The sequence below is a fragment of the Photorhabdus hainanensis genome (genome assembly GCF_018448965.1).
Lineage (GTDB): Bacteria > Pseudomonadota > Gammaproteobacteria > Enterobacterales > Enterobacteriaceae > Photorhabdus > Photorhabdus akhurstii.
Genome location: NZ_RCWD01000048.1, coordinates 1 through 23610 on the forward strand (window position 1 = coordinate 1; position 23610 = coordinate 23610).

33 protein-coding genes and 1 pseudogene are annotated in these 23610 nt (G+C 49.5%); 3 read left to right on the forward strand and 31 right to left on the reverse strand.

The features are described 5' to 3' along the window. Nucleotides 1–4: 4 nt before the first annotated feature. From tnpB to EAE92_RS21155, 7 genes and pseudogenes are all read right to left on the reverse strand, one after another. A complete protein-coding gene (tnpB, locus tag EAE92_RS21125; RefSeq protein ID WP_214069488.1) occupies nucleotides 5–340 on the reverse strand; it encodes an IS66 family insertion sequence element accessory protein TnpB in 336 nt (111 codons plus the stop codon). Next, complete coding sequence (gene tnpA, locus EAE92_RS21130; protein ID WP_246545332.1) at nucleotides 334–636, reverse strand: IS66 family insertion sequence element accessory protein TnpA; 303 nt, start codon at nucleotides 634–636, stop codon at nucleotides 334–336. Before tnpA ends, tnpB begins: the two co-directional genes overlap by 7 nt. A gap of 90 nt (nucleotides 637–726) precedes the next feature. Beyond that, nucleotides 727–1134: pseudogene (locus EAE92_RS21135) on the reverse strand (PFL_4703 family integrating conjugative element protein); the annotation flags it as partial. Continuing rightward, entirely contained in the window at nucleotides 1131–1508 is a 378-nt protein-coding gene (locus tag EAE92_RS21140; RefSeq protein ID WP_214069491.1) for a TIGR03750 family conjugal transfer protein, read from the reverse strand. The gene EAE92_RS21140 and the pseudogene EAE92_RS21135, both read right to left, overlap by 4 nt. 18 nt (nucleotides 1509–1526) lie before the next feature. Then, on the reverse strand, nucleotides 1527–1913 hold the full coding sequence (locus EAE92_RS21145) for a TIGR03745 family integrating conjugative element membrane protein (protein ID WP_246545333.1): 387 nt from the start codon (nucleotides 1911–1913) through the stop codon (nucleotides 1527–1529). A gap of 39 nt (nucleotides 1914–1952) precedes the next feature. Then, nucleotides 1953–2189 (reverse strand): TIGR03758 family integrating conjugative element protein, encoded by a 237-nt coding sequence (locus EAE92_RS21150; protein WP_011145430.1) that lies wholly within the window; start codon nucleotides 2187–2189, stop codon nucleotides 1953–1955. Next, nucleotides 2186–2512 (reverse strand): integrative conjugative element protein, RAQPRD family, encoded by a 327-nt coding sequence (locus EAE92_RS21155; RefSeq protein ID WP_246545334.1) that lies wholly within the window; start codon nucleotides 2510–2512, stop codon nucleotides 2186–2188. Before EAE92_RS21155 ends, EAE92_RS21150 begins: the two co-directional genes overlap by 4 nt. Nucleotides 2513–2680: 168 nt before the next feature. Between EAE92_RS21155 and EAE92_RS21160 the strand changes: the two genes are divergently transcribed. The 3 genes from EAE92_RS21160 to EAE92_RS21170 are packed head-to-tail and all read left to right on the forward strand — an operon-like array spanning nucleotide 2681 to nucleotide 4049. After that, nucleotides 2681–2863: a hypothetical protein gene (locus EAE92_RS21160; protein WP_214069492.1), complete on the forward strand. Its 183-nt coding sequence runs from the start codon at nucleotides 2681–2683 to the stop codon at nucleotides 2861–2863. Then, nucleotides 2860–2976: a helix-turn-helix domain-containing protein gene (locus tag EAE92_RS25485; protein WP_369293955.1), complete on the forward strand. Its 117-nt coding sequence runs from the start codon at nucleotides 2860–2862 to the stop codon at nucleotides 2974–2976. Before EAE92_RS21160 ends, EAE92_RS25485 begins: the two co-directional genes overlap by 4 nt. Nucleotides 2977–2978: 2 nt before the next feature. Further along, nucleotides 2979–4049, forward strand: a complete 1071-nt coding sequence (locus EAE92_RS21170) for a PDDEXK nuclease domain-containing protein (RefSeq protein ID WP_214069493.1) — start codon at nucleotides 2979–2981, stop codon at nucleotides 4047–4049. Between the two features lie 201 nt (nucleotides 4050–4250). Here EAE92_RS21170 and EAE92_RS21175 read toward each other — a convergent pair whose 3' ends face one another. The 24 genes from EAE92_RS21175 to EAE92_RS21285 form a co-directional block, all read right to left on the reverse strand. Then, entirely contained in the window at nucleotides 4251–5009 is a 759-nt protein-coding gene (locus EAE92_RS21175) for a TIGR03747 family integrating conjugative element membrane protein (RefSeq protein WP_416383774.1), read from the reverse strand. Beyond that, on the reverse strand, nucleotides 4984–7137 hold the full coding sequence (gene traD, locus EAE92_RS21180) for a type IV conjugative transfer system coupling protein TraD (protein WP_214069495.1): 2154 nt from the start codon (nucleotides 7135–7137) through the stop codon (nucleotides 4984–4986). The genes EAE92_RS21175 and traD overlap by 26 nt, the downstream gene beginning before the upstream one ends. Nucleotides 7138–7240: 103 nt before the next feature. Further along, nucleotides 7241–7774, reverse strand: a complete 534-nt coding sequence (locus tag EAE92_RS21185; protein WP_246545335.1) for an integrating conjugative element protein — start codon at nucleotides 7772–7774, stop codon at nucleotides 7241–7243. A gap of 5 nt (nucleotides 7775–7779) precedes the next feature. Continuing rightward, complete coding sequence (locus EAE92_RS21190) at nucleotides 7780–8352, reverse strand: transglycosylase SLT domain-containing protein (RefSeq protein WP_214069522.1); 573 nt, start codon at nucleotides 8350–8352, stop codon at nucleotides 7780–7782. Nucleotides 8353–8381: 29 nt separating this feature from the next. Further along, entirely contained in the window at nucleotides 8382–9119 is a 738-nt protein-coding gene (locus tag EAE92_RS21195) for a TIGR03759 family integrating conjugative element protein (protein ID WP_214069523.1), read from the reverse strand. A 2-nt stretch (nucleotides 9120–9121) separates the two neighbouring features. Then, nucleotides 9122–9787 (reverse strand): hypothetical protein, encoded by a 666-nt coding sequence (locus EAE92_RS21200; RefSeq protein WP_214069496.1) that lies wholly within the window; start codon nucleotides 9785–9787, stop codon nucleotides 9122–9124. A gap of 130 nt (nucleotides 9788–9917) precedes the next feature. Next, nucleotides 9918–10493 carry a recombinase family protein gene (locus tag EAE92_RS21205; protein WP_214069497.1) on the reverse strand — a complete coding sequence of 192 codons (576 nt, stop codon included), beginning with the start codon at nucleotides 10491–10493 and terminating at the stop codon, nucleotides 9918–9920. Nucleotides 10494–10879: 386 nt separating this feature from the next. After that, the gene (locus EAE92_RS21210) at nucleotides 10880–11506 is read right to left on the reverse strand and encodes a tail fiber assembly protein (protein WP_214069498.1); all 627 of its coding nucleotides are present in this window, start codon (nucleotides 11504–11506) and stop codon (nucleotides 10880–10882) included. Next, nucleotides 11506–12708 (reverse strand): phage tail protein, encoded by a 1203-nt coding sequence (locus EAE92_RS21215; RefSeq protein ID WP_214069499.1) that lies wholly within the window; start codon nucleotides 12706–12708, stop codon nucleotides 11506–11508. The genes EAE92_RS21210 and EAE92_RS21215 overlap by 1 nt, the downstream gene beginning before the upstream one ends. Nucleotides 12709–12710: 2 nt before the next feature. Beyond that, nucleotides 12711–13298 carry a YmfQ family protein gene (locus tag EAE92_RS21220; protein ID WP_214069500.1) on the reverse strand — a complete coding sequence of 196 codons (588 nt, stop codon included), beginning with the start codon at nucleotides 13296–13298 and terminating at the stop codon, nucleotides 12711–12713. After that, nucleotides 13289–14362, reverse strand: coding sequence for a baseplate J/gp47 family protein (locus EAE92_RS21225; RefSeq protein WP_214069501.1), 1074 nt, complete (start codon nucleotides 14360–14362; stop codon nucleotides 13289–13291). The genes EAE92_RS21220 and EAE92_RS21225 overlap by 10 nt, the downstream gene beginning before the upstream one ends. After that, nucleotides 14363–14803 carry a phage GP46 family protein gene (locus EAE92_RS21230; RefSeq protein WP_214069502.1) on the reverse strand — a complete coding sequence of 147 codons (441 nt, stop codon included), beginning with the start codon at nucleotides 14801–14803 and terminating at the stop codon, nucleotides 14363–14365. Beyond that, entirely contained in the window at nucleotides 14800–15342 is a 543-nt protein-coding gene (locus EAE92_RS21235; RefSeq protein ID WP_214069503.1) for a phage baseplate assembly protein V, read from the reverse strand. The genes EAE92_RS21230 and EAE92_RS21235 overlap by 4 nt, the downstream gene beginning before the upstream one ends. Further along, entirely contained in the window at nucleotides 15339–16421 is a 1083-nt protein-coding gene (locus EAE92_RS21240) for a phage baseplate assembly protein (protein ID WP_214069504.1), read from the reverse strand. The genes EAE92_RS21235 and EAE92_RS21240 overlap by 4 nt, the downstream gene beginning before the upstream one ends. After that, nucleotides 16414–17772, reverse strand: a complete 1359-nt coding sequence (locus tag EAE92_RS21245) for a DNA circularization protein (RefSeq protein WP_246545336.1) — start codon at nucleotides 17770–17772, stop codon at nucleotides 16414–16416. Before EAE92_RS21245 ends, EAE92_RS21240 begins: the two co-directional genes overlap by 8 nt. Continuing rightward, the gene (locus tag EAE92_RS21250; RefSeq protein ID WP_214069505.1) at nucleotides 17772–19607 is read right to left on the reverse strand and encodes a hypothetical protein; all 1836 of its coding nucleotides are present in this window, start codon (nucleotides 19605–19607) and stop codon (nucleotides 17772–17774) included. Before EAE92_RS21250 ends, EAE92_RS21245 begins: the two co-directional genes overlap by 1 nt. Continuing rightward, entirely contained in the window at nucleotides 19608–19739 is a 132-nt protein-coding gene (locus EAE92_RS25060) for a hypothetical protein (RefSeq protein ID WP_281422806.1), read from the reverse strand. It lies immediately after the preceding gene. A gap of 1 nt (nucleotide 19740) precedes the next feature. After that, nucleotides 19741–20091, reverse strand: a complete 351-nt coding sequence (locus EAE92_RS21255; RefSeq protein WP_036769162.1) for a phage tail assembly protein — start codon at nucleotides 20089–20091, stop codon at nucleotides 19741–19743. Between the two features lie 2 nt (nucleotides 20092–20093). Further along, on the reverse strand, nucleotides 20094–20453 hold the full coding sequence (locus EAE92_RS21260) for a phage tail tube protein (protein ID WP_036782269.1): 360 nt from the start codon (nucleotides 20451–20453) through the stop codon (nucleotides 20094–20096). Nucleotides 20454–20465: 12 nt separating this feature from the next. Continuing rightward, nucleotides 20466–21938: a phage tail sheath subtilisin-like domain-containing protein gene (locus tag EAE92_RS21265; protein WP_214069506.1), complete on the reverse strand. Its 1473-nt coding sequence runs from the start codon at nucleotides 21936–21938 to the stop codon at nucleotides 20466–20468. Continuing rightward, a complete protein-coding gene (locus tag EAE92_RS21270) occupies nucleotides 21939–22118 on the reverse strand; it encodes a DUF2635 domain-containing protein (RefSeq protein WP_065824580.1) in 180 nt (59 codons plus the stop codon). Beyond that, nucleotides 22115–22675 (reverse strand): DUF1834 family protein, encoded by a 561-nt coding sequence (locus EAE92_RS21275; protein ID WP_214069507.1) that lies wholly within the window; start codon nucleotides 22673–22675, stop codon nucleotides 22115–22117. The genes EAE92_RS21270 and EAE92_RS21275 overlap by 4 nt, the downstream gene beginning before the upstream one ends. Further along, complete coding sequence (locus tag EAE92_RS21280; RefSeq protein ID WP_214069508.1) at nucleotides 22675–23127, reverse strand: gp436 family protein; 453 nt, start codon at nucleotides 23125–23127, stop codon at nucleotides 22675–22677. Before EAE92_RS21280 ends, EAE92_RS21275 begins: the two co-directional genes overlap by 1 nt. Continuing rightward, nucleotides 23124–23561 (reverse strand): HI1506-related protein, encoded by a 438-nt coding sequence (locus EAE92_RS21285; protein WP_214069509.1) that lies wholly within the window; start codon nucleotides 23559–23561, stop codon nucleotides 23124–23126. Before EAE92_RS21285 ends, EAE92_RS21280 begins: the two co-directional genes overlap by 4 nt. Nucleotides 23562–23610: the final 49 nt, after the last annotated feature.

Sequence of the window (23610 nt, forward strand, 5' to 3'; positions counted from 1 at the left end):
GGAATTAGCTTCGCCAGCCGGACAGGTCATCTCCCTCGACTTGTTGCCAGTGGATGCCGCGGATGAGCCAGTCAAACTGGGCGGGCGTCATCACCCAGCTGCGCTCGCCCTGCTTCGGCCAGACAAAATGGGCCCGGCGCAGACGGCGGGTACACAGCCAGACGCCGTGTCGGTCCCAGCGCAACACCTTGAGACGGGAGCGGGCCTTGTTGCAGAAGACAAAAGCGGCTTCGTCCTGCCAGCGTAAATTTAGTCCCTCCAGGTGCTGGGTCAGGGCATCGATGCCCCGGCGCATGTCGACGGGCTCTCGCACCAGAAAGAGCTGTTGCGGTTTCAGCATCGGGCCAGTACCCGCATCACGTCAGGCAACAGCGTCAAGGAACAGGCGATGGCATAGCCGTCTGGGGTATGCAGGGTGACGGTGGGCGCGTCGTCAGGCTGGAGTGAAACCGGCAAGAGGGCGGGCAGTGTCTGGCTGAGAGGTTGGCGCATTTTGTGACTGTCGGCAATCCAGTCACGGAAAGAGGAAAAACTCAGCTGATGCTGTTCGCAATACTGTTTTCGGGTCAGGTCACTGTGGCGCCATTGGGTCACATGTTGCTGTTTTTGTTCCGGGGTATATCGGCTACGGCTCATGATGTCAGTCTCCAGGTGAAGATAAGGAAGCAGTAGCGTGCAGGGGCCGGAGAGGAAGAACAAGGTGAGATGACCGGACGTTTACTCACGAAAGCCCCGTTCCGGAATTTCATACACCACCCGCACGCGATCTTTTAGCTCACCCACTTGCGACCGGTTTTGAGCATCTTGTTCCAGAAATACCTGACAGGAGGGGGTCAGATAAGGAGAAAGCGCCGCTATTTTCGCTGGATAATCGACTTCCCCGTCTTTCGGCCAGGCATTCAGTTGCTGAAAAATATAAAAGCCAAAGGCATAGACCTGGGAGACAGGCACTTGCCACCACGGGCGGGTACTGCCACTGCGGACATCCGGCGGCGTATAAATGGTTAACGCTCTCGGCGCCATCAGCCAGCCACTCAGACTCAGTAACAACAACAAAACCAGCACACCACAGGCAGCGCGTAACGTCAGGATATGCTGGTCCCGATCTTGAATTGCATGACGAAAACGGCTCATAACCGCCCCATTCGGGTCATTACCCGGTGACGGCGGCGCAACGACCAGCGTTGTGATGTGATAATCAGTGACGGGTCACCCAGACCCCAGCCCCGCTTTTTAACCTCCAGCCGTCGATAGAGATAATGCGCCGGTTTACCGCGTTTCATCCGGGCCAGGTATTTGCCGCCAAAGGCAATCAATAATAACGGCGCAATCAGGGCCACCGTCGGTATCATCACCCAATCCGTTACCGGTGCCAGTAACAAGCCAATGACCGTGCCAGCTATCAGTCCCGTTAATGCCGTCCAGCCCAGCTCTGGGGTAGTAAATCCCCGGAACACGACAGGTTCGGCGTTAAGACGGTCAGGTAAAAAACGAATAGTCTGAACCATACTGACGCTTCCCTGGGGTTAAAAGAGAATGGCAGTCGATTTGCCCAGCAACCAGATAACCGCCACTAACAGCACCACGCCAACCACCACAATCGCGCCAAATTTAGTCCAGGAAGCTCTGTCACTGCGAACTTCAGAAAACGTATGGATTGCCGCGGTCGCCACATTGATAAACGCGATCGCGGCAACGACCAGCCCGCCTATCACGATGCCGTCCTGCAAGTAACCTTTGACGGTATTAAAAATGCCGCCGCCACTCCCGCTGGAAGGCGGTTCAACCGTTGGCAATGCCGCTGTCACGGGTTGACAAACCAGATAAGCCAGCACACTGAGTGACACTACACAGGTATTGATACGGACAAACAGGCGGAACAGTGACTGACATCCCCGGTTTAACAGACCCATTTCATTTTCCCTTTTTTCCATTACAGGTTAAAAAAACGATTAGCTGGCAAACATCCAGATAGCCATCACCAGCAACAACGCCACACGAATGACAAAACGGTTCATCGCCGCTTCACGGACCTTTTCATTGGCCCAGCCCTGCCAGACGTCTACCATTCCCCATGCGGCCCAGAGAAATAGCACCGCTATCAGTAAACCGATACAGAGAAATTGCATCACATGAGGATCGAGATTGCCGGAAGCCGCCCTGAATGCATTGCGTTGAACCTCGTTCACCGTATTCGCTCCTGACGATACTGACCGGTCACATCCAGCGCAGCCGCAGAAATCCCGGGCTGGGCACGGGAAGGGGTCAGATAGCGGTTAATGCCTTCACGGACAATATTGAGGTCCCGGTTAGCACGTAGATAATCAAAATAAAAACGGTCTGCCTGACCCTCCTGAATGGCCAAAACCCGGGCACGTTCCAAACTGGCCTGCACCTGGTCAAGCTGTCTGAGTGTGGTGGCCAGCTCATCTTTTTCCCCAGCCAGCACAGGCCAACTCATTAGTATCGTCAGGACAAAAAGACTATGGGAAAATAAACGGAAATAAACCATAGCATTACCCTAAATCTGCGTAGATATATACATCAACAGAGTGACGAAAAAGAGTAACGATTACAGTGAATAATTGTTTATCTGATTTTGAAAATTTTGGGTACTTGAATTTAAGGTTGAAACAGAGCTATAAACATCCTGGATCACTTAAAATAAGCGGGTTGATAATTGATATTTTCTAATATCACCACTGAACACAACTATTACCTGCCTGAGATGGATGTAACCGTCTGGTTCTTGGACGACAGGAGCACTATCCGGTCAACCGTGGCTCAGACCGAACGGCAACGGAGACTGGAACAAACTAACGAAGGGCGAATCGAAGCCAAGGGCGTCAGGTTCCGTCCATAAACCGACAACAGGTTTTGGTAATGAAAGATGAAGGTTTTGGGACTTCTGAGATTGCCAGGCAACTGGATATTAACCGCTTCACCGTCTACAAAATACTGAAAGAAACAAGATAATCATGACATCAGAACTACAGATTTACACCTCGTTACTCGCCGATGTAAAGGAACGGATCCGTGGTGGTCAGTTCAGAGCCGCGCAGTCCGTCAATGCTGAACTGATCCAGATGTACTGGGACATCGGTCACATGCTCCATGAACGTCAGGAGCAACAAGGGTGGGGAGCAGGGATCATCCCGAAGCTGGCACGGGATATTGTTAATGAATTGCCAGAGGTCAAAGGCTTCTCAGAAAGGAACCTGAAGCGCATGCTACGTTTCTACCGGGAGTACGCCTCGCCACGAATGGAGCAACAAGGTTCCGGAAAGCCCGTATCGACAATTGTGCCACAGCCTGTGGCACAATTGCCGTGGGGTCACAACATTCTGCTGATCGAGAGGATAAAAGATCAAACCGAGCGATTCTGGTATGCAGAACAGACTCTGATACAGGGATGGAGCCGAGACTCCCTGCTTCATATGATCAAAAGCAATGCCTATGCCCGGCAAGGCTCGGTTGTCAGCAACTTCAAGAACCGGTTACCCGTATCTCAATCGGAGCTGGTACAGCAGACCCTGAAGGATCCCTATGTTTTCGATTTCCTCACCCTATCGGAACCCTTCAAAGAACGTGAGCTGGAAACGGAGCTGCTCAAACACCTTGAAAAATTCCTACTTGAACTCGGCGAGGGATTTGCTTTTGTGGGGCGGCAATATCGTATTACCGTAAGCGAACAAGATTATTACATTGACCTACTTTTTTATCATCTGACTTTGAGGGCTTTCGTTGTGATCGAGCTGAAACGAGGAGAATTCAAGCCTGAACATGCCGGTAAGATGAATTTCTATTGTTCGGTGGTCGATGAAAAGCTACGACATTCCACTGATCAGCCCACCATAGGTTTGATTTTGTGCCAGACCAAAGACCGGATACTGGCCGAATATGCCTTGCGCGGTATTCAAAAACCAATTGGCGTTTCGGATTATGAGTTAACCCGTACATTGCCAGAGGACTTAAAATCCAGCTTGCCAAGCATTGAGGAATTGGAAGCAGAACTCAGTCATAATGATAAAAACACTCCCAGGGAATAAAAGGGATTTCCCCTCAATTTGGTTACTGTATCCATCTTCCGTGTCATTATGAGGAGTAACCAATATACTGCTAAGGAAATGTTATAACCGTTGGCCTCATATTGGAGGCCATCTCTCTCAGCGGCATAAAATCATTCTTACTATTATTAAAGAGGTACTTGAGACGTTTTACCAACCAATCCACATCATACTGCTTTTATCTCAAAGATATTTCTTAAAAGTACTCATCATCACGGTAATAGCGACCCCTAATAGGAGAGCTGCGGGTAACAATAATAAATTGGGATACACAGCCGATGGCCAGGAGAGATATAACAGACAGGGTACACAAAACGCCGGTTTAACAAACCGTTTGGCATGATGATAAACAAAACTCGACTCATAAGCGGCACCATAACGCCGCAGGTCACGTCGGTTTAGTCCTTCAACGACAGCAACGCCTATAACCATCACAAACAATGGCAAAGACAACACCAGAATAGTGAGCCGGATAATAAAGGTTACGGTCACATATACCGTTGCCAGCAAGTACTTCCGCAAACTTTCCGCCAGTAATACACTCCAATCGCTCAACTCTCTCACCATCTCATAGTGGCTCCGAGCTTGTACTGTATGCTGTTGGTTAATCCAGTCCAGTGCACCACTGTCTACAAACACCCACTGATAACTCCATTTTAACCCGATACTGAGCGTAGTAGCGGGCTCTGATAACAGTAAGCTGCGGGTAAATTCTTTAGACAACCAACCGCTTTCCGTGATCATCACTTGCTGGCTGTGTCTCTCTCCCTGTTCCGTCCAGAAAAAGGCTATCCCAAGGTATTCAATCACCAGACTAAAAAACAACGATACCAGCAGGAAGCCAATAAGCATCCATGGCATATCCCACAGGACCGTTTTTAACGGACCTGATTTTTTCGCTGGCATCTGCTGCGATTTAGTGTTCTGTTGCGTCATCGTCAGCTTCCCCATCAGGCGTCAGCAACGCTGGATTTAACATCACATTGAAATCAATCTGACTGTCACTTGGCATTGATCCCGCTGACCACCAGGATTCACTGGTACGGTAATGTTTACGCATATCATCAGCGATTTTTTGCAGACTTATCGGCATCAGGTCATCATCATCGGCTGCTGGCAACGGCATGCGGATCTTCCATAACCGCCCCCCTTCAAGCAGAGCAAATGCCTGACCTTTCGGCAAGTTAATCACTTCGGCAGGCGTAATTAACGGCGTTCTGATCGTGCTAACCCGATCCTGAGTGTTAGAGGTAAAATGACCGCCTTGCTCTGGACTGGAAATATCGGTAATCCCGGAGACCAAAGTTTTAGTGTACACTTCCACCTCTGGCAACTGGCGGGTTAGCAGCTCGGCGGTGTTATTTTCCCTGACCCGCAGCATAACCAGAGTATTAAAATTTCCTGTTACCTGCGCCGCTTTAGCACTGCTGCCAATACGTGCTTCAATATCAGACAAAGTCTGGGTGTAAGCGGTTACCTCTATCCCGGCACCACCACCCTTGTTAATCAGCGGGATAAATTCATCGCCCATCAGCTCATTGAATTCATCACAATGTAAGCTAATGGGGAGTTTTCTCGTTTTACTTTCTGGCAAACCGTCATCCAGACCAAATTTGTAGATATGGCCAGCAACGGAAACCAAGTCTGCGAACATGGAATTGCCTACTGCCGAAGCCACTTCTGCATCCGATAAAGCGTCCAGCCCCACATAGACGATACCTTTCTTACGTATCACTTGTTGCCAGTCAAAGATGGGACGCGGATCATTCATATCCGTGTAATCTGGTGCCAACAGTGCGGCTATTTTCCCCGTGGTCAGTTTTTCCAGTAATGGCAACAGGGACGCCACAATTTTGTCAAAATAGGTGCGATCATAGCGAACCGCACTGCGCAACCCGTCCAGTATCGGATCATAGAGTTTTTTCCCCACTTCTGAGCTTAATGCCATTTCAATCGCCCAGATTTTCACTGCATTCGCCTGCCCCTGCATATTGCGTGGCAAATCGTCTTCCGTCAGCAGACCCAGACTTTTCTCTACCTGCTCCCATAACACAGGCTGGCATTGCCTGATAATTTTTTCAGCATAAGTTTCATACAGTTCCCCAATATTGGTGACATAACGTAATATCAGGGTGTAATCCGGTCGCTGCCCCAGTGCCACCAAAGCACGAGTAACGATATTGACAAAACGCCAGGCAAACTCACGAAAAGCGGCACTGTTACCCGCCCCACTCAATTGTCCTGCTATACGAGAAGCGACTTCTGAAACCCGCCCAAAACGGCCAACAGCATTGTAACGGGCACTAATATCCGGCCAGCCCAGATGAAACACATGGAACTCATCTTCCCGCCCGACACGATGCGCTTCCGCCCACATGCGTTTGAGCAGGTCTGCATCCCCTTTCGGATCAAACACAATCGTGATATTACCCCGCCGGATATCCTGCGTGATGAGTAACTCTGCCAGCCGGGTCTTACCAACACGGGTTGTACCGAGGACCAACATGTGGCCAACCCGCTCACGCAAATCCATTGACACATTGACTTCATCCGGTTCAATGCCATGCAATGCTGGATTGCCTCCTACTGGCGGCAGTGGCCTCACCGGGTTCCACGGAGAATCACGTTGCGTCAGACGACATAAAGAGGGCAATGGGTACTCAAACCGCTGCTCAAATGCCCTCGCTAATTGATAATACCGGGAAGGTTGAACATAACGTTCGACTTCCGGGCGCAGAGTATCCAGAAATCGTTGCGTATGTTTTTGTTGCCAAAGAAACCCTTTCCCCAGAAACAATCTCTGATGGCTGACGGGCACCTGGTGGCTGGCCATCACATAACGGGGCAATCGTCGGATATTGCGCCGGTAGTTCAGTATATGTAACCCCTGCCGGAATCGGAAACCTGATAACACGCCAAAACCTGCCGCCATGACATAACTGACCGATGGTGACAATGCCACCGCCCACGGCACTGCGATACAGACACCGGCGGCAACCGCCGAAACAACAGCGGTATTCAACTCAACAGCCGGACGTAACCGTGCTTCAATCACATAACGATCGCTCATCTAGCCCGCCATAACACCGCAATTGCCAACAACAATCCCAACAAAAGCACCGGGAAACTGTGTGGCAACATCAGTTCGGATAATATAGGATGACGGGGCCACATCAACGCACCTGCTGGGTTAAGCCAGTATCGGTTATCAACACTGGGTAATGCCGCAAGTTCAACCGCCGGGCCAAATCACTACCGGAAGCGGGGGCTAATACCAATCCCTCTGCAAGCTGACGCAGTTCATCCAATTGTGCTTTATCCCGCACACTGACCAGCAACCCCACCGCCTGCTTTTTCCGAAGGCCAACCAAATTTTTCTTCAACCACTGTTTTGACAAGGCATCATCCCCAATCATGAACAACGCTCCCATTCCCGGCAATTGCAACGGACGAGCGTCAACAGATCCGGGAGACAATTCCGGCGTTTCCACCGGTAACATGCCCCCTTCGGTTAAATCTGGCGGGGCCGCCTCCGTATTTGAAGAAGTCGTCAGTTCATTGTCCTGAGCGTTAATGGCATCAAAATACACTGCTGTAGATTGTCCACCTAAATCAGCCACAATAGTCAGTGCAGCCTGAGAGCAGGGCGTCAATATCATCATTAAAAATAAACGGCAGCGATAACGGATTAAGTTATGGATTAACATCTTCTTTATTTTTCCTTCGGTTCAATCCAGGTCTGTGTCGTATTAGCTACAGCAATATTGGTAGACAAAACAGGATATCGGGTCTTTAGCGTACTCAGTTTACGTGCGACGATTTTCCGATACTTACTCGCGGGCTGACCGCCAGCGGGATGGTGATAACAGCCTGCCGCATTCAACCAACTACCCGGATTGGATTGATAACAGGTTTTCAGAATACGGGCTGCCACATGAAGATTAGTATAGGGGTCCAAGGCATCCCAATAAGAACGAAAATAATGGCCGTTCCAGCCTAAATTCACTTGAGTAATCCCCACATCAATACGTTTGAGGGGTACGCTACGCATAAATCCCTGCAACGCCTGCCAGACCGCTTGTCGGGTTGCATAACGATAACTTTTTCCAGCCACATTGAGCGTCCACGGCCAGGGGCGTTCATGTTTCTCCTGTGGCAAACGTTTTGCCGATTCAGCCAGTGCCAACGCATAAAGCATTTCAGCGGGTACGCCATGAACCCGCGCAATCTGCTGGTACCCAGGCGGAACGACCTGTTTTACCGCCGCGGCCATACCTTCTGTCATCCAAAAGAGACTTCCCGCCACAGCGAGACTCAAAATGCCACCACACGCCATCCGTCATTCTCATGTTGTAGTACGACCGGCATTTTCCCCTGACCAAATTGTCGCCAGCGCCCTTTGTCATGATTAAGCGTGATTTTTCGGCTACGGACTTTTTCTGATGAAATATGATGTTTACCTGCCCAGGTACGTAAAACATCATCGTTGCCTTCGCTATCTACCAGGTAAATATCCACCTCACAGTCAGCGGACAAGACAGCAGCCAGACGGGTATCACAAGCCGCGCAATCCTCTTTCACAAATAACGCCAGCCGCCCCAGATTACCCGGTGCGATTCCGTCCCCCTTGCCTAAATTAACCGGCAAAATATTCGGCGCCAGACGCTTCCAGGCCGCATCCACCGCCCGCTGGAACGCCAACTCTTTTTCAGTACGGACATATTCCTGTTTAACCCACAATTCTGCATAACGTTGACGCGCTTGTACTGTTTCGGCCTCAATGCCCAATGCACTCAACGGATCGAGCCCGGGAGACTGAATGCCCCGTTGCCCCTGCATCAATTGCTGATAACGCTGAAACTCTGCTTCCGTCAGTCCCCACATTTGCGCCTGAATACGGTGGTTTTCAGCCTGCATGACCTGTTGCTGAGTCGCTTTCATTCCCGTCTCTGTCTGTTCAGAAATAGCAACCTGTGCCGCCGAAGCTGACAGAGACATAACAACACCAATCAGCACCAACCCCTTCCTCTGGCTGAAAAAATCTTTTCTCATCATTACCCTCCATTGACTGACAGGATTTGACGATACCCTTGTACCTGGAACAAAGCCTGATGATCGGAGATACTGACCAACGTCCACTCAAATGCGCTTTCACCCGGAGTCAGTAAGCGCATTTGAGATATTTGGGAATGAGGATTTGTGTCTTGTGGAATAATAACGGCATAAACTTGTTCTCCCCGACGTTCAATACCAGAAAGCATGAAAGGAGCCACTATCCGTTTCTTCGTTCGAAGAACCTCCCGGTCAGGTGTGCCAGCTTGTCTACCAGAATACTTTTCCTGCTGAGATTTCCACGCGATTAATGCGTCAACGCGCATTTCCTGCTGTTCCCCGATATTTTTCAATACATTCACTGTTTCGGTAAGATCCTGATGCGCACGGCTTAAATCAGTCACTGACTGTGCGAGCTGTTTCTGTTGATCGTTGATGGAGTCCTGTTGCGCTATCAATATCTGATGAAACCGGTCATTTTGCATTTGCCAGTCCTGACGGGAGACAAAGCCGGTATCCGCTTTATCAAACCGTTCGTGCAAATTTTGCACCTCATCAGACAAATGCTGGAATGATCCATTTCGCATCAATACCTGAAATTCCACTAACTGATGATGTTGCTGCCGTACCACGAATGCCAGCAACGCTATGCTGACAATAACAAGCAATATTGACAGATACCCCAGACATTTTTTTAACAACAATCTAGGTTGGGTGTAGCGAGCCACGTAAATTGAAAAAGCGCGTCATTTAAATTGATAAAATTTCTGCGCCGCGCTTTTTATCAAAATATGTGATTTATTTTAGCTGTTCTTGTCTGGTTTTCTCTATTGGTAAATATTTATAAATAGTAGAGAGTGAAACATCGTAAATCAGCGATAGCTGTTTACGTGTGTGACCTTTTACCAGCAATCTAGCAGCTTGTTGTTGTTCAGCAACTGACAATGCTACCGGTCTGCCTCCAATCCTCCCTTGCGCACGAGCAGCTATTAATCCAGCGATTGTCCTTTCAACTATCAATTCCCGTTCCATTTCTGCCAGCGCACTCATGACGTGAAAGAAAAATCTCCCCATAGCTGTACTGGTATCAATACTGTCAGTCAGACTCTGAAAATGAATACCTCTCTCGTTTAAATTAGAGACCAAATCGACCAGATGTTTTACACTACGTCCCAGTCTATCTAGCTTCCAAACAACTAAAGTATCTCCTTTTTTAAGTTGTCTTAAAGCCCGCTTTAAACCGGGTCTGTTAGTTGTTTTTCCACTTAATTTATCCTCAAAGATTTGTTCGCAATTTATATTCATCAAAGCATTTTTTTGTAAATCGCTGTTTTGGTCATTTGTTGACACCCGGATATAACCGATCTTTGACATGTAAATTCCGTCGCCGCACATAGAATAAATTGTATTTATCAAAATTAGCTCTATGTGTGAGTGTGCGGAAAACCTCACGCTAACTTACAGTGCTTCCATTTGTATAGGTCGCTCAGACGGCTTTTTTAGATCAATTAACGTTCGAAATGAGTGTTTGTAGGAATGTAGAAAGAAACGAGTGAAATGCAGTCAATTATTGACTATAAAAGGGGCTAAATAAACCACATGTTTTGATAAAAAGCGCGGCGCAGAAATTTTATCAATTTAAATGACGCGCTTTTTCAATTTACGCGGCTCGCTACAACCTTATTTACCGCTCATTAATGAAATAATCTAATGATTTTCAACCCGCAACTTTTTCTTGCCACGGTCCCAAATTACACGTCTCACTTCGGCACTTCCGGCCACTGAACGTTGGGCGCTTGATTCAAATCTGTATGAGTCAGTAATACTCGGTATTTTCTCCACTCCAATAAAGATGCTCTTGTTTCATCTGTAGCCATCTCTAAGTCGACAGAATCTTGCAGCAATGAGATTGTGTAATTTGCTTGCTGTAACAGTGTTGCTTGCTTCTGTTTTGCTTCGTTGATTTGATGAGCTTTGAGTAAGTCTTTATCAACTACCCACTCTTTGCCATCCCATTTGTCAAAATCAGTGGGAGGTTTCTTGAAGGTCAACGTATTCGGCAATTCCCCAATTTCTGTTATCTCAATCGGGTCACGAGTCAGCGTGTCGTAAGCGATTTTTCCGCGATAATCGGGGAGTATTTCCCAACATTTACCGTCTATGCTGCGGCAAACAGCCTGGTCATCAGACTTCGGTAACTCAGGCGCATCGGGATAAGCACCGGCCGATAAACTGACACCGAGCATCACATACTCAATATCAGAGTTGATGAATTCTCGTGTGATTTGATTCGAGTGATAAACCTTTATCCAGCCGGCTTGAGTCGCTAAACCATCTTTACCCAAAATTGCCGTTTCATGTTCTAAAGAGTATTTCTGTTCTGTCATTATATTGCTCTCACTATGTAGTTAAATGCGACGTTGCGGGGTCTGTTTTCATTAGCGGTTGGGACGACACGAGATGCGTCAAATGTAAAGTCTCGCCCGATTTGCAGTGTCGTCCCGTTGATGTTTGCGCCTGCTGCTGTAGCAGGCCCGCCGAATGCGCCGGTTGCATTGCTTATCTGCGCTCTATCTGTTTCAACACTTCCTGTAATATTTCTGATTGCATCACTTTGCCACGACCCACACACCCTACCTGGATCGACACCTCTACTATCATCCCATCCTCGAATAAATTCGCCTCTTAAATCGGGCACTTTACCGTCAGGATAAGCTAATGCTAGTTGCGGATATACAGATTTATCGAATGTCTGACCGTTGCATGTTAAGTAACCGGCAGGTGTATAGCGGTGGGGGTACGGCAATGGAATGCCGGCAGGAGCGTTGATATCATCAAGTGTTGCTAATGTACCCGATTTCTGCGGAAAATTAACAACATAAATATTTTCATCCGCGGAATTTCTATGATAGACATAAATAGATTGATAATTATCGTCATTGAGGCTTGCTTCAATAGCAAAGTACCCACGAGATTTTTTTCCCTGTTGCGGGAAAAAATTGATTCTCGGATATGCGCTCATTGTATTAACAACTTCAACATTACCCCGCGCGAATTTATTATCAGACTCTGATTTTGAATAAGCCCCCACATCCCCGGCATTCAGACTAACATCCCCGGTCAACGCCTTACCGTTAATTTTACGGCTACTCGGTACCGCATTATTCGCCCTCTCCACCGTTTCCACCAACCCGAGGTTTTTCACAAACTCACTTTTGTTAGGAATGTCGGCACCGTTTTGATTTTTTGCCAGCTTACTATTAGCATTGTCATTAACTTCACTAACCAGCTTTTGTGATGCGGCTAATACACTGCTATTACCCAGTTTATCCGTCAGTCCAATGCTCTTTTCAGCGACAATACTTTTGATAGCTACAGCAAGTTGATCTAATTTGCTCTTGTCGGGCCTAACGTTTGCGGCTTGCAATACAGACAGCAATTCAGCTTGCACAATGTTAAACCATTCCTGGCCGGGGTAGCTGACGCTTAGGCCAGCGCCACCCTCCGTAAACCAGAGGGGATTAGGGTTACTCGCTGGTGTGATGGGCGGCATCACGCTAACGCCCGATGGGTTATCAAGTCCAAACATCGTTAATCCTCATGATAAATAAATACAAATTCAGTTTCGGCGGGGGCATAGCGTTCTAATAAACACTCAAGGTCTGCCGCATCAGCAACACGCAAGCGTTGCTTACAATTATCAAGCACAGTTGAAAAGCGCGAGGTTCTTTCAAAGACATGAACAAAAACACGAAACCAATTCTTTTCCGGGTAAATGGGATAGTTGCACCCCCGCAAGCAGTGATGCGGATAATGTTCTTCAATTTTGATGCGATAGCCCCGTTCTGCTGCTAAGTGTTCATAAAATCGATTGCAGAGACTACCTGACATGATTAACTTTGCTTTTACTGCCTGCCGGCGACTGTCAATCGTTGACTCATCGTCAATACTGCAATCGGGAAGCCCAGTAAAGTCTTCCCAATCTTCAAGCAGCATAAAAGCCCGGTCGGCATAAATTTCATTTAAAATAGTGTCATTAATTACGTCGATGCGGGCAAATTCTTCGCCGGAGGCCAGCATTAATTTACCCAGATCACTATCGGGATCTCTTACCCAGGCTTTGCCGACTGGCAATAAATCAAGACCGGATTTTTGATAGTCTTTTGCGGTCATTGCCATTCGATATCTCCCAGCACGAAAATTTCATTCTCTGCGGCATAGATGTCAGCAACGGGCGAAATTACAGTATTATCAATTTCGCCAGGGGCATTAGAAATTGCTGCCCGCATTTCTGACAGTAAAGCCAGTCCGCCATGCGGCAAATTCTCAAGATAACTTTTCAGACTGGCTTTTACTGCATGGCGAACTGCTTCGGTATTCGGCGATAAACGAATGCGAAAATTAATGACTTTAGCAACAGGACTTTCAACAATCAGTTCTGCCCCGGTAGTCTTACCCTCTGCCTGATTGGTCACCGGATTGATATGCCCAGTCAGGTATTCTTTCACACGCGCCAGATCGCCTGGTCGTGGAAATATATTGGTTTCTTCGTCCATGACGAATAAAACGCCTACCGAGCCATAGCCCCGATAGCGCGGAATACACCATGCACGGGTTACCCCGGCACATTCCTTTGCCCAGCGTTCATAGTCATATTTATTGCCCCCGGATGGCGGGTATTGCACTCTGAACAACAAACGAGAACGCAGTGAATCAATCGATTCCAGTTCTGCACCACCGCCGATGTAATGAGTCATGGCTTGAGTTTTTACACCCACCACGGGCGAAACCAATTCAAATTCAACCCCGGCTGCTGTATTTCCCCGCCTACCGGATTCGGTGGCAATAACAGAAACCCGGTTTTCACCCAGTGCCGCATAAACATCATCAATGGACTCAAAAACAACCCCGTCAGGGCGTTGAAAGCGCGTACCTTTGGGTATCACAGTTTCATTTAGCACAGTCACTGTAATATTCCCTGTTGCCTGGGTGGCGGGTTTACGCCATACCCCCCAGAATTCACAATGTTCCAAGAGTTTGTCATCGTCTGAAAGATGTGGGACAACTTGCCGGCTAGTCCAGGCGAGATGGTCATGCAATCCAGCGGCGTTACCTGCGTTAGCAAAAGCAATTGCCCCTGTCGTGCTAAATGCAGAACGGGCAAATGTGCCGGGTAAACGACTCTCAATATCTGACTGAGTACGAGCCAGTAACGCGCTAAGAGATGGGGCTTTATACGGCATTTAAATCACACTTAAATGAGCTTTAAACGACAGAGGCAACACACTGCCGTTGAATAGGGTAATATTCACTGTCAGCAATAAAACCCCGCGTTCGGGTGCTGTTGCAGCAACAGTGATTTGCTTTGCATGGTTATCTTCCATCAGCCATGTCAGCGCTTCTTCTGCATAGGCTTTGGCACGATGCAAAACCGATGACAACTGTTTTTCTCGTGATAACAGCCACAATCTGCTGCCAATTGGTCGAGTATTAAATGAGTCTCCCCACCAACCGCGTTTATCAGTACCGGCTCCCGAAGGGAGTTCGTCAGAATCCAGCGCCCGGCGGTCAGTAAACAATGAAATAATGACCGCAGTCGCTAATGAGTTATCCAGCACAATATCCGCATGCTTGATAGCAATATCTGCGTTGTTGGTTTGCCATTGAAGCGCAATGTCATTCATCTCGGTTTGCTCGTGCTGTATCCGTCATGCTCAGTGTGAATATGGTCTTTACCGCTGGTTGAACCTGACATATGATTGTCCGCCGTACTGACACCTTTTATATCAACATTGCCGGTAAAGCGGGTTTGGGGAGCATCAAACACAATTTCATCCGCAACGACTTCCAGACGCTTGCACTGAATACGAACAACACCATTTTCAGTCAGTAAGACATGATGCCCTTCCAGGTGATAAAGCGCACTGTCGCCCGCCTTTAGCTTACCCATGCGACTGTTTTTATTATCGACGGCAATCGCAACTAAGTGCTGGCGAACGCCGCTCACCGACAATACAATCGCTTCACTGCCGACGGGCGGAACGCTACTGTGACCATAGTTTTGAAATCGTTCTACATCGTCAGCAGCTTCATCAGCCAGCAACGAAACTTGCAAGTTTTGCTGCTTCAGCGAGTCATTGACAATATTAACCACGCCCCGCGAAATCAGCAGCCGGACCCGGCGTTGAATGCTGGCGGTGAGCTTATTAAGCTGATTAATCATTTCCATACCCCGTCATTGGTTTTAGGCTCAGGCTGGGCGGGTTCGTTAAAGCCGTCACGCGGCATCAGTTCGAGCTTTGTTACCGTGCCCGCATCGTTATCAAGCGTATAATTCACCGAGACAATCAGCAGTGTTTTCTCATTCAATCCGGCTTGCTGGGCCTTTAGCGTCACCAGTTCGTTAGGCTGCCAGAGCTGACCATTTGGTTTGAACCAGCCGGTGACGCCAACTGTTGCAGTCATACCATGCGCCAGTGCACGCTTCTGTTCCCACGAGCCACGCGCATTGCCTTTTGCGGTGGTCAGGTTATCGTCAGCAAGAATAATTGTCGGGCGATAGCGGGTGATTTCAGCATCACGCACATCAATATTAATCGCGGTAGATTGCGCCGGAGTCTGAGTTTCACCCCATAAACCGCCGGCAGCATTACTGCCCTTAACTTGGTACAGACTGAACCTGTCAATCCACGACAGATAAGTGTCAATCGTTTGAATCTTCACGCCCTGGCTGTCTGCCGGCCCCAGTACCAAAACACCGGCTTTTTCCGTGCCGGCAGTGGTAAAAACCAGTTCACCCAGCGCATTACTGGTTACCAGTACCCCGCGATGCCGGGCAGCGCGTGACAAGTTATCAAACACGGTTTCGCCGGGTTCAATCTGCCATTGCTTGAACACGGTTGCTGCCGACACCGTTTTGACTTCCCAACGAATGACAACACCAAATGGCTCGCATAAGTCTTTGGCAATAGTTTCCAGTGTGACATTACGCCACTGGCCCCTGCCATGAATGGCCGCGCAATCAACTAAATCACCGGTTTTATCCCGGCCTGACACTGTGATAGTCCGCTCATCATCAATACTGGTTTCCACCGTATCCACATAACCGGTAATTACCCGCTGACCGTTAATTTCGAGCTGACAAGATTGCCCCGGCACCAGTACCAGTGGTGAATCACCGCCTTTAACGGTGACACCTAACGAGAATTGCCCGGCCATATCTTCAAGGCTGCGAGTCACATCCAGCGTTTTCCAGCCGGAATAGATTTTATTACCCAAAATTAATTCGATGGTATTAGCCATTAATCACCTCAATGTCTACGCCGCCGGTGACGAACGCCGGGTGTCGGATACCGTTGCGGCGGATAAAACGGGCAAGTTGATGCACCTCGCCGGTTTCGCGATAAAGCGTGACTAATGCCGGCTCTGTCCCCGCTAACGCAATATGCCTGGCAGTTGGTAATGCCCCCGCCGTGGCCTGCATTTGTTGCACAAAGGTAATGCGAAAATCCCGGAGCTGATTTGAGGTCTCGAACCAACCCAGATCCCCGGTCGCTATCAGTAATTGCATCAACTCATCATCAAGCTGTGCGCTGGCTTTTTGGGTATCATCCAGCGTTTCAATGAGCGGAATGGAAGTTACCGGGATTTCAGCCCCAAATTCGGATGACAGAACATCAACGGCTGACGAAGAAAAAACGGTGTAAGACGTTCCGGCCAGGGTTAATGAAGGCGCAGGCGGTTTGGTTTTCGCGGCTTCTGTCGCCGCATTTAACACTAACCCGGCAAGTTGAGCCGCAATAAAAACAGTGGTAGTGGTATTAACAACATGCTGTAAATGCGCCACTGCCGGCACATTCGATTTTGATTGCACCTGAATACTGCTGCCGGTTTTACGTAATGCCCGGCTGGCAACGGCAGGCGGGGCAACTTCCGCCATGCCGCTGACCAAATTAGCGATATCATCAAAGAGCTGATGTGGGGCGTTAATCAGATTCTTTAAAGAGCCTTTCAGCGCCAGCGCGGAACCCAATAACTGGTTCATCCCGGAAGTGGCCGGTAAGCTGCGAATACCATTAACCAGGGTGTTAACCGTCGCTTCAACGGTATTCAGCGTATCGGTGACTTTAGCTATTGCGCCGGTTACTGTTTCCCATGCCGCTGTGACATCGGACAGAACGCGGTTTGTCAGGCTGTCGCTGTTCAGTTCCGGCTTGTGCGCTTCAACCGGGGCGGTTTTATCTGCTGCCGGCACAAAAGTGACAGAGAACATCGCAACCCCACCGGTATAGCAGGATTCCCGCACGGTGTAGGTTTCGATTTGAATTCGCTGCTTGCCCCAGTAGGGGTGATCGATTTCGCCGGGTTCGGGAGCTTCAAGTGCCGTTATCAGCGCATCACGCTGGCTAAAATAGTTATCACCAAACACCACTGCCGTAAATGAATACTCGCGGGTGGTCAACCCCATGTCTTCGGTTTCGCCATCATCCCGCAACGGGTATTCATGACGAACCACACGACGGCCGCCAGTCAATGTCGCATCATCAATAATATAGAATGGGGCACCGCGAAATGTCCCTTTACCCGTCCCCACTTTTGAGCGCCAGGAGGTATCATTAAACAGGGTTAACACGTCCTCAAAATCGGACATCATCAGTAACTTCTCGCATAGCTGTAGCCGGTGTTCACGCGCAAATCGACATTCTCAGCCTTGACTGATTTGGTTTTCGCTTTGATATCCCCGGTCGTTTCGACCTGAATTGTAATCTTGCCCTCCGGCGGTTTTTGCTGATTTTGCTGCGGTTGGGGTTGTGGGTTCGCAGGTTCTGCCAGCGACGGAGGAGACTTCTGTTCCCAATTTCCGGTTAAATAAGGGGAGGGTGTGATCCCTTCTTTCACTATCTGATCGTTATGTTTGTAATACCAGTTCTTAAGGTCGACCGGGAATATTGAGGAGCCACGTTCTTTACCGCTTGCGTCGTAGGCATGGGGGTATTCTTCACGCATCTGTTCGAAATACTTATTAAGATTTTTATTTACTTCTTCAGATGACAACCCGGGCAGCGCAATGGTTGATGCAATTGCCGCTCCGCGGAGTCTGCCTTTTTTTGATTTAAAAATATCATCAGAACCAGTTGCATGATTATTATTCTGGTCTTGCCAGTTCGTGACATAAACCGGCACGACATCCGAATCACTCGCCCCCAGTTTGTCATTATTAGAAGTGGGATTTGTGCCCCCGGGTCCTTTGACCATATCGGATAACTTTTTATAACCGCGCCACGCATAACGCGCTGCCACCGCGGCCCCGATCGCATACGCAGCTTTTTCAACCGCAGCGGCATATTTGTCTAGCTCTTCTGGGGTAAGCGAATGAATGGCATCGGCCAGGTCTTGAACCGGCTTAGCCAGCTTTAACTGCGCAAATCGCTCGCCGGTATTCGCCAGGGACGTTAATGCACCATTAAACGTCTGAACATTTTGGGTGGCTTTCTTCTCCAGCAATCCCTCTTCGATATTATTCGGGTGAGCAATTTTTTTTACCAAATCCCGTTTTTGGGGATCAGCAAAAACCATGGCCAGTTTCAAGGTATCGCCGTCGAAAACATCTTTTAAATTGTTTTCTTTATTTTTGGCCGCCGTGCCGATTTCAAACATTAAATCCGCAGGTTGTTTTAGTTGCTTACTTTTATCAGTGGATTTTATTCTCCCCTTTTGCCACAGTGTCTTTAATTTATCTTTGTCGGTAATAACCCCAAAAAAATCTTGCAAGGCACTGTCCGCTTGTGAAGGGTCATTAAATTCAGCACTGGCTATTCGCATCATCGCCAACAATTGCCCTTGAGCTGTTGGCGACTGCCATTTTGTATTTTTCGCTTGCGCAGCAATTGCTACAAGCTGCTCTTTAATATTTCCAGTTCCCTCCTTCGAAGTGGATACTACTGTATCTAGCCAGCGGCGCATTGCTTCTGGAGCTTTATAACTTTTACCAGTTGTCCAAAGCTTACCCAGAACATCACCAGCTTCACTAGCATCCATCTTAATCCCGTTGATACTGAGCGCGATATTGTCCAGTTGCGCTAAGGTCGCCTCAAAATCATTCGTTTTTCCCAAAAAGGCTTCTGCACCGGTCGTTAAATCCGAGGTACTGAGCTTACGATGCGCGGCGACTTTGGTTACCGCGGCATCCAGTTTCATCACCTGGTCCGCCGTCAGATTATAGGTTGTGCCCAGTTCGGTGATAGTCTGCTGATGGTCGGCAACTTGTTTGCCCGCCATTGCCAGCCCGCCGCCGGTCACAAATCCCACCATGCGGTTATCAAATTTATCCAGAATACCGTTCGCCCCCGTCACCGCACTGGAGAACAGCCGCATTGAGCGACTGCCTTCCGTGCCGAACCGGCGGATACTGGCCCCAAACTGCCGGGCCTTTTGCGTCACATTGCCGACCAGGTCAACAATAAATTCAGCGCGATTTTCCGTGGTCATTTAGCGTTTCTCCAGCCAGTGTGAATACAGCCATAGTTTCGGCAAGGGTAAGGCCAGCGCCCAGGCTGGCCCACCTTTCAGCCGGATACCGACTGATAAGGCAGTGCGCTCGATAGCCCGAACGCACTGCAAACTATCGCCCCTCGTCGGCGACTTGCCTCATCGTTTCCATCGCGACATGACGCTGTAAACCGGCCTGGCTGGCGATTAACTCCAAATCATCCTGATGCAGGGTTTTTAACAGGGCCATCGGTATCGGGCCGTTGATGTTGCCAACACGCGCGATAGTGCGGCGTAACAGCTCATAGCCCATTAGCGCCGGGCTGGAGAGCAGCATCGGGCCTTTTTCCGTCATCACGACCCGCTCACTGGCGGTTTCGGCATCAATCAAATCGCCTGCCGTCAACTGACGTAGCTCGACATCAAACTGCTTTTCGGCTTCATCATCATGACCGTATTGCAGACCGTGCTTTAACTGAAACATGGTTAAATTTCCTTACATTCAATACCGATAAATTCCGCAGATATCTCACCTTTACTGGTGAGCGACACATTGCCGTCACACCAGGCATTAGCGAGCATAAAACGTTCGCCGGTGTCGCATTCAAATTCGATAGTCGCGTCCACCATATTTTTAATCACAAACAGACTGACGCCGGGACCTTGCGGAATAACACAGCTCAGCCGGGCTTCTTTCGGTGTCTGCTGCCAGCCATAAACCCGGGCACCGATAACCGGGTCACGGGTTACGCCGCCGGGCGTCAGTTGCGCACCATCCTTGGTCTGAATTTCTTTGCCGTTAAGCCGGATATACGCGATACCGGTGTACTGATAGGGGCTTGCCATCATTTTTCCTTATTACAAAATAAACTGGATAGCGTGCGCATAAATACGGAACTGATTAACCAGGTTCGGATTGCTGCGTACGTTAATGCGATTGCGATCACTGCTGTCGCGCTCCACAATCAATGTTGCTTTAAACGCGTCAAAATCTTCCACCAGTCCGGCAAATTCATGTTCGGTAAACAGTGCCAACAACTCCGTTCTGATGACGGACGGCGTGACTATCGCCTGTCCGGCGCTGAACGGCGTACCGTCATTGGCCAGCTTATGACGCGGGTATTTTTGCGTGATACGCACCCGTGTTGAGTAACGCAGATACGAGAGAGTCGCGATAGTCTCGACATCCAGATAACTGGGGTCGGGGTCGCCGAAGCTGTTTTCACGATACATGGTTATCATGCGCTCAATCTGCACGACATTACCCGCCGCCACATTGCATGTTGATATCCCGTCATAGAGCAGCAAGTTACGCTCATTCAATGCCCAGCGGTCGCTGGCAGCAGGCGGCAAAATACCAGGCAGTTGCAGCGTCTGGAGGGGCCTGGCCGGGTCAATACTCAGTGAACCCACCGCCACGCCCGCCAGGGTGGCCGCCCAGATATAGGTCGGCTGTGGCGCAATCCCGGTTGCCAGCGTGGAAAACAGATAATCATTGCGTAACGTCCCGAACGTTGAGGTTTTAGCCAATGTGCCGCGGTACGCCATCCAGCAGATGCCGTCAATCATCCGCAGCGGTCCCCAACGGGTTTTCAATTCATCACGCAGTAAATCGAGATTCTGTGCATCGGTGAAGGGGTTAACAATATAGTTCCACCAGGTATCACCGAGCGCCGTAATGGCGGTTGCTAAATCGGGGTTGCCCGTAGCCCCACCCATCGGGGTGATCGCTAAATTGATGCCCGCCGGGAGCATTTCCCCGTCGTAGTAGTTGACCCGGACATCAATATCATTGCCGGTTTCACCACCCCATTTGGCTTTCAATATCACGGTGTCAGCCAGGGCTTCCGCGCTTGCTGTGACCGGCAGTTTTTCCTGTGCACTGATCGTCTCGCGGATTTTACCGGCCATTGTGACCGCATCATCCCCGGCTTTGACCGTCACACGGACAGGAACGCCGGCTATCATCAACGCAATTTGCCCGGTTTGGGCCACCTTGCCGATAAGCTGAATTTTCCCCTCAGCCCTGACGCCATCGTCAGTATCGTCAAGGGCGAGCGCCCACAGTTCAGCAAACGCGTTGCCTTTGATAAATGACGCAGCCATTTCAGCCAGCATTGAGCCACGTCCGAACGCGGTTTCAGCCGCACTGGCAGAAGTGACCCGAAAAGGTTGCCCGGCGGGTACCCGTCCGGTTTTCATGCGCAATCCTAAGAGTAGCGTCTTATGCAACATCTGCGGCGTACCGGTGACGGCAGCACTGTTATCAAATTCGATGTAGCACAGTGGTACCCGAATATTGGACGGGATTTCATTAAATGAGAGAGCCATTTATTGCGCTCCTTTTTTCGTTGGTACTGTAGCGGATATTTCAATCACGTCACCGTCTTTCAACCGACGCAGCCAGTAAGCGTTACGGGGCTTTTTTTCCCCTTTTTCCGCTAAGGGTTGATAGGTTTCAGGGTCACGAACAACCCACCCCGGTGTGGGTTTAATATGCAATTCAGTCATGGTGTTAATTTATCCTGAGTAGGTAAATGGATCAGGGCTTCCTGTTCAGGCGTCCCCGCTGGCTGCTCCCATTGCTGATAATGAGTGGCATAATCATCCAAATCATCAATCGCGACAGGATCCGGCAATGGCTGCGGCGCATCAAAATACAGCCCATACACCGCCACGCCTGCCTGACTTTGCGTATCGCTCCACAGGTTGCCAACCTGAGTCAGCGTGAAGTTACCCGCCGGGGCAATCCGGCGGTTGTTCAGCCAGGCGGTGAGCCGCTCAACAATCTGATAAATACCCGGCACCTGGGTTTGTTTACCGTTTAACACGGATGCGCTGACAAAAATGCCCCAGGTGCTGATCGCGGTGTGACGTATCTCGCCCTGGCGACTGCCTAACCAGGCGACGTAAACCGCCGGCGCGGTATTGATAATCAGCTTAACGGCGCTGTCGCTCCACTGGCCGGGGTGGGTATCCACTTTGCGCAGTGTCTTACCAAATAGTTGTTGAATGCCCGCCAGCAATGCATCTGAAATATCACTGGTGATCGAGGCCGGTGTTTTCATCAGATAAATCCCCGCGACTTCTCGCGCTGCCAGACACTGCCGGCGCTGGTGATTTGCGCAATATCACCGCCCTCCGGGCGTTCAGCCTCTTTACTGAGGCCAAGACTGACATCCCCGGCGGCGACTTTTTCCAGCAAACGGATCGCATCTTCACTGTCTTTCGTGGCTTTTTCCGTTGCCGCGCCGTCTTCGAGCGAAAACCGCGCCAGCACACAGGCCACCCTGACCAGAACAGACGGCACCGTTTTCAGCGGCAAGGTCGCGCGACTGTCGATATAGCCGTCAATCGTCGCGCAAGCATCATCCAGCGCTGTTTGTATCAGTCGCTGACGCGCAAGAGTCAGTTCGTCATCGATTAATGCCGCCCAGTTATCAATCTTGGCATCCGTCAGGGTGTTAAGACCGTCACGACTGTAACGCGCGTACATATCAGCCAGTGTGGCGTAACTCATTTATTTACCCGCGCCAGTGCTGCCGTGATTTCATCAACGGTGATATCGTCACCGACGATTTCACGCCATTTCTCAATACGAGGCGTACCGCTTTTGGTGAAAAAGACCAACGGGTCCGCTTCCTGTTCAGCACACATCACCGCATTCAATAGCCGCTCATCACGGCCGGGCTGCTCAGGCCCGGTTAACGGAGATAAGTTATCTTGATGAGCCAGCCGCCCCGGTTCGTCATTATCGGTATCTGTCGTAATAACCGTGACAGACAGACGGGGATCAGCTTCCAGCGCCTGGCGCTGGTCAACATCAACGGTCGACAACGTGTTTTCTCCCCGAACAAGCACAAACCCGGCACGGCGATAGCCATCATGGGCGGTATTAACCACGCAAACACCCATTGTTTCGGCGTTTTCAGCCATTGAAATTTTTTCTGACATAACATTTCACGTCCTTTAAACAAGGTTTAAACGGGGTTAACACCCCGTT

Bases quoted from the DNA above. Each gene is read 5' to 3' on its own strand.
- EAE92_RS21240 (WP_214069504.1), bottom strand. From the start codon at position 16,421: ATGGCTAATACCATCGAATTAATTTTGGGTAATAAAATCTATTCCGGC.
- EAE92_RS21270 (WP_065824580.1), bottom strand. From the start codon at position 22,118: ATGACTGAATTGCATATTAAACCCACACCGGGGTGGGTTGTTCGTGAC.
- EAE92_RS21230 (WP_214069502.1), bottom strand. From the start codon at position 14,803: ATGAATGACATTGCGCTTCAATGGCAAACCAACAACGCAGATATTGCT.
- EAE92_RS21235 (WP_214069503.1), bottom strand. From the start codon at position 15,342: ATGATTAATCAGCTTAATAAGCTCACCGCCAGCATTCAACGCCGGGTC.
- traD (WP_214069495.1), bottom strand. From the start codon at position 7,137: ATGAGCGATCGTTATGTGATTGAAGCACGGTTACGTCCGGCTGTTGAG.
- EAE92_RS21225 (WP_214069501.1), bottom strand. From the start codon at position 14,362: ATGCCGTATAAAGCCCCATCTCTTAGCGCGTTACTGGCTCGTACTCAG.
- EAE92_RS21155 (WP_246545334.1), bottom strand. From the start codon at position 2,512: ATGGTTTATTTCCGTTTATTTTCCCATAGTCTTTTTGTCCTGACGATA.
- EAE92_RS21205 (WP_214069497.1), bottom strand. From the start codon at position 10,493: ATGTCAAAGATCGGTTATATCCGGGTGTCAACAAATGACCAAAACAGC.
- EAE92_RS21250 (WP_214069505.1), bottom strand. From the start codon at position 19,607: ATGACCACGGAAAATCGCGCTGAATTTATTGTTGACCTGGTCGGCAAT.
- EAE92_RS21280 (WP_214069508.1), bottom strand. From the start codon at position 23,127: ATGAGTTACGCCACACTGGCTGATATGTACGCGCGTTACAGTCGTGAC.
- EAE92_RS21195 (WP_214069523.1), bottom strand. From the start codon at position 9,119: ATGAGAAAAGATTTTTTCAGCCAGAGGAAGGGGTTGGTGCTGATTGGT.
- EAE92_RS21170 (WP_214069493.1), top strand. From the start codon at position 2,979: ATGACATCAGAACTACAGATTTACACCTCGTTACTCGCCGATGTAAAG.
- tnpB (WP_214069488.1), bottom strand. From the start codon at position 340: ATGCTGAAACCGCAACAGCTCTTTCTGGTGCGAGAGCCCGTCGACATG.
- EAE92_RS21245 (WP_246545336.1), bottom strand. From the start codon at position 17,772: ATGATGTCCGATTTTGAGGACGTGTTAACCCTGTTTAATGATACCTCC.
- EAE92_RS21145 (WP_246545333.1), bottom strand. From the start codon at position 1,913: ATGGGTCTGTTAAACCGGGGATGTCAGTCACTGTTCCGCCTGTTTGTC.
- EAE92_RS21140 (WP_214069491.1), bottom strand. From the start codon at position 1,508: ATGGTTCAGACTATTCGTTTTTTACCTGACCGTCTTAACGCCGAACCT.
- EAE92_RS21260 (WP_036782269.1), bottom strand. From the start codon at position 20,453: ATGGCAAGCCCCTATCAGTACACCGGTATCGCGTATATCCGGCTTAAC.
- EAE92_RS21275 (WP_214069507.1), bottom strand. From the start codon at position 22,675: ATGAAAACACCGGCCTCGATCACCAGTGATATTTCAGATGCATTGCTG.
- EAE92_RS21220 (WP_214069500.1), bottom strand. From the start codon at position 13,298: ATGGCAATGACCGCAAAAGACTATCAAAAATCCGGTCTTGATTTATTG.
- EAE92_RS21255 (WP_036769162.1), bottom strand. From the start codon at position 20,091: ATGTTTCAGTTAAAGCACGGTCTGCAATACGGTCATGATGATGAAGCC.
- EAE92_RS21265 (WP_214069506.1), bottom strand. From the start codon at position 21,938: ATGGCTCTCTCATTTAATGAAATCCCGTCCAATATTCGGGTACCACTG.
- EAE92_RS21210 (WP_214069498.1), bottom strand. From the start codon at position 11,506: ATGACAGAACAGAAATACTCTTTAGAACATGAAACGGCAATTTTGGGT.
- EAE92_RS21185 (WP_246545335.1), bottom strand. From the start codon at position 7,774: ATGTTAATCCATAACTTAATCCGTTATCGCTGCCGTTTATTTTTAATG.
- EAE92_RS21215 (WP_214069499.1), bottom strand. From the start codon at position 12,708: ATGTTTGGACTTGATAACCCATCGGGCGTTAGCGTGATGCCGCCCATC.
- EAE92_RS21190 (WP_214069522.1), bottom strand. From the start codon at position 8,352: ATGACAGAAGGTATGGCCGCGGCGGTAAAACAGGTCGTTCCGCCTGGG.
- EAE92_RS21285 (WP_214069509.1), bottom strand. From the start codon at position 23,561: ATGTCAGAAAAAATTTCAATGGCTGAAAACGCCGAAACAATGGGTGTT.
- tnpA (WP_246545332.1), bottom strand. From the start codon at position 636: ATGAGCCGTAGCCGATATACCCCGGAACAAAAACAGCAACATGTGACC.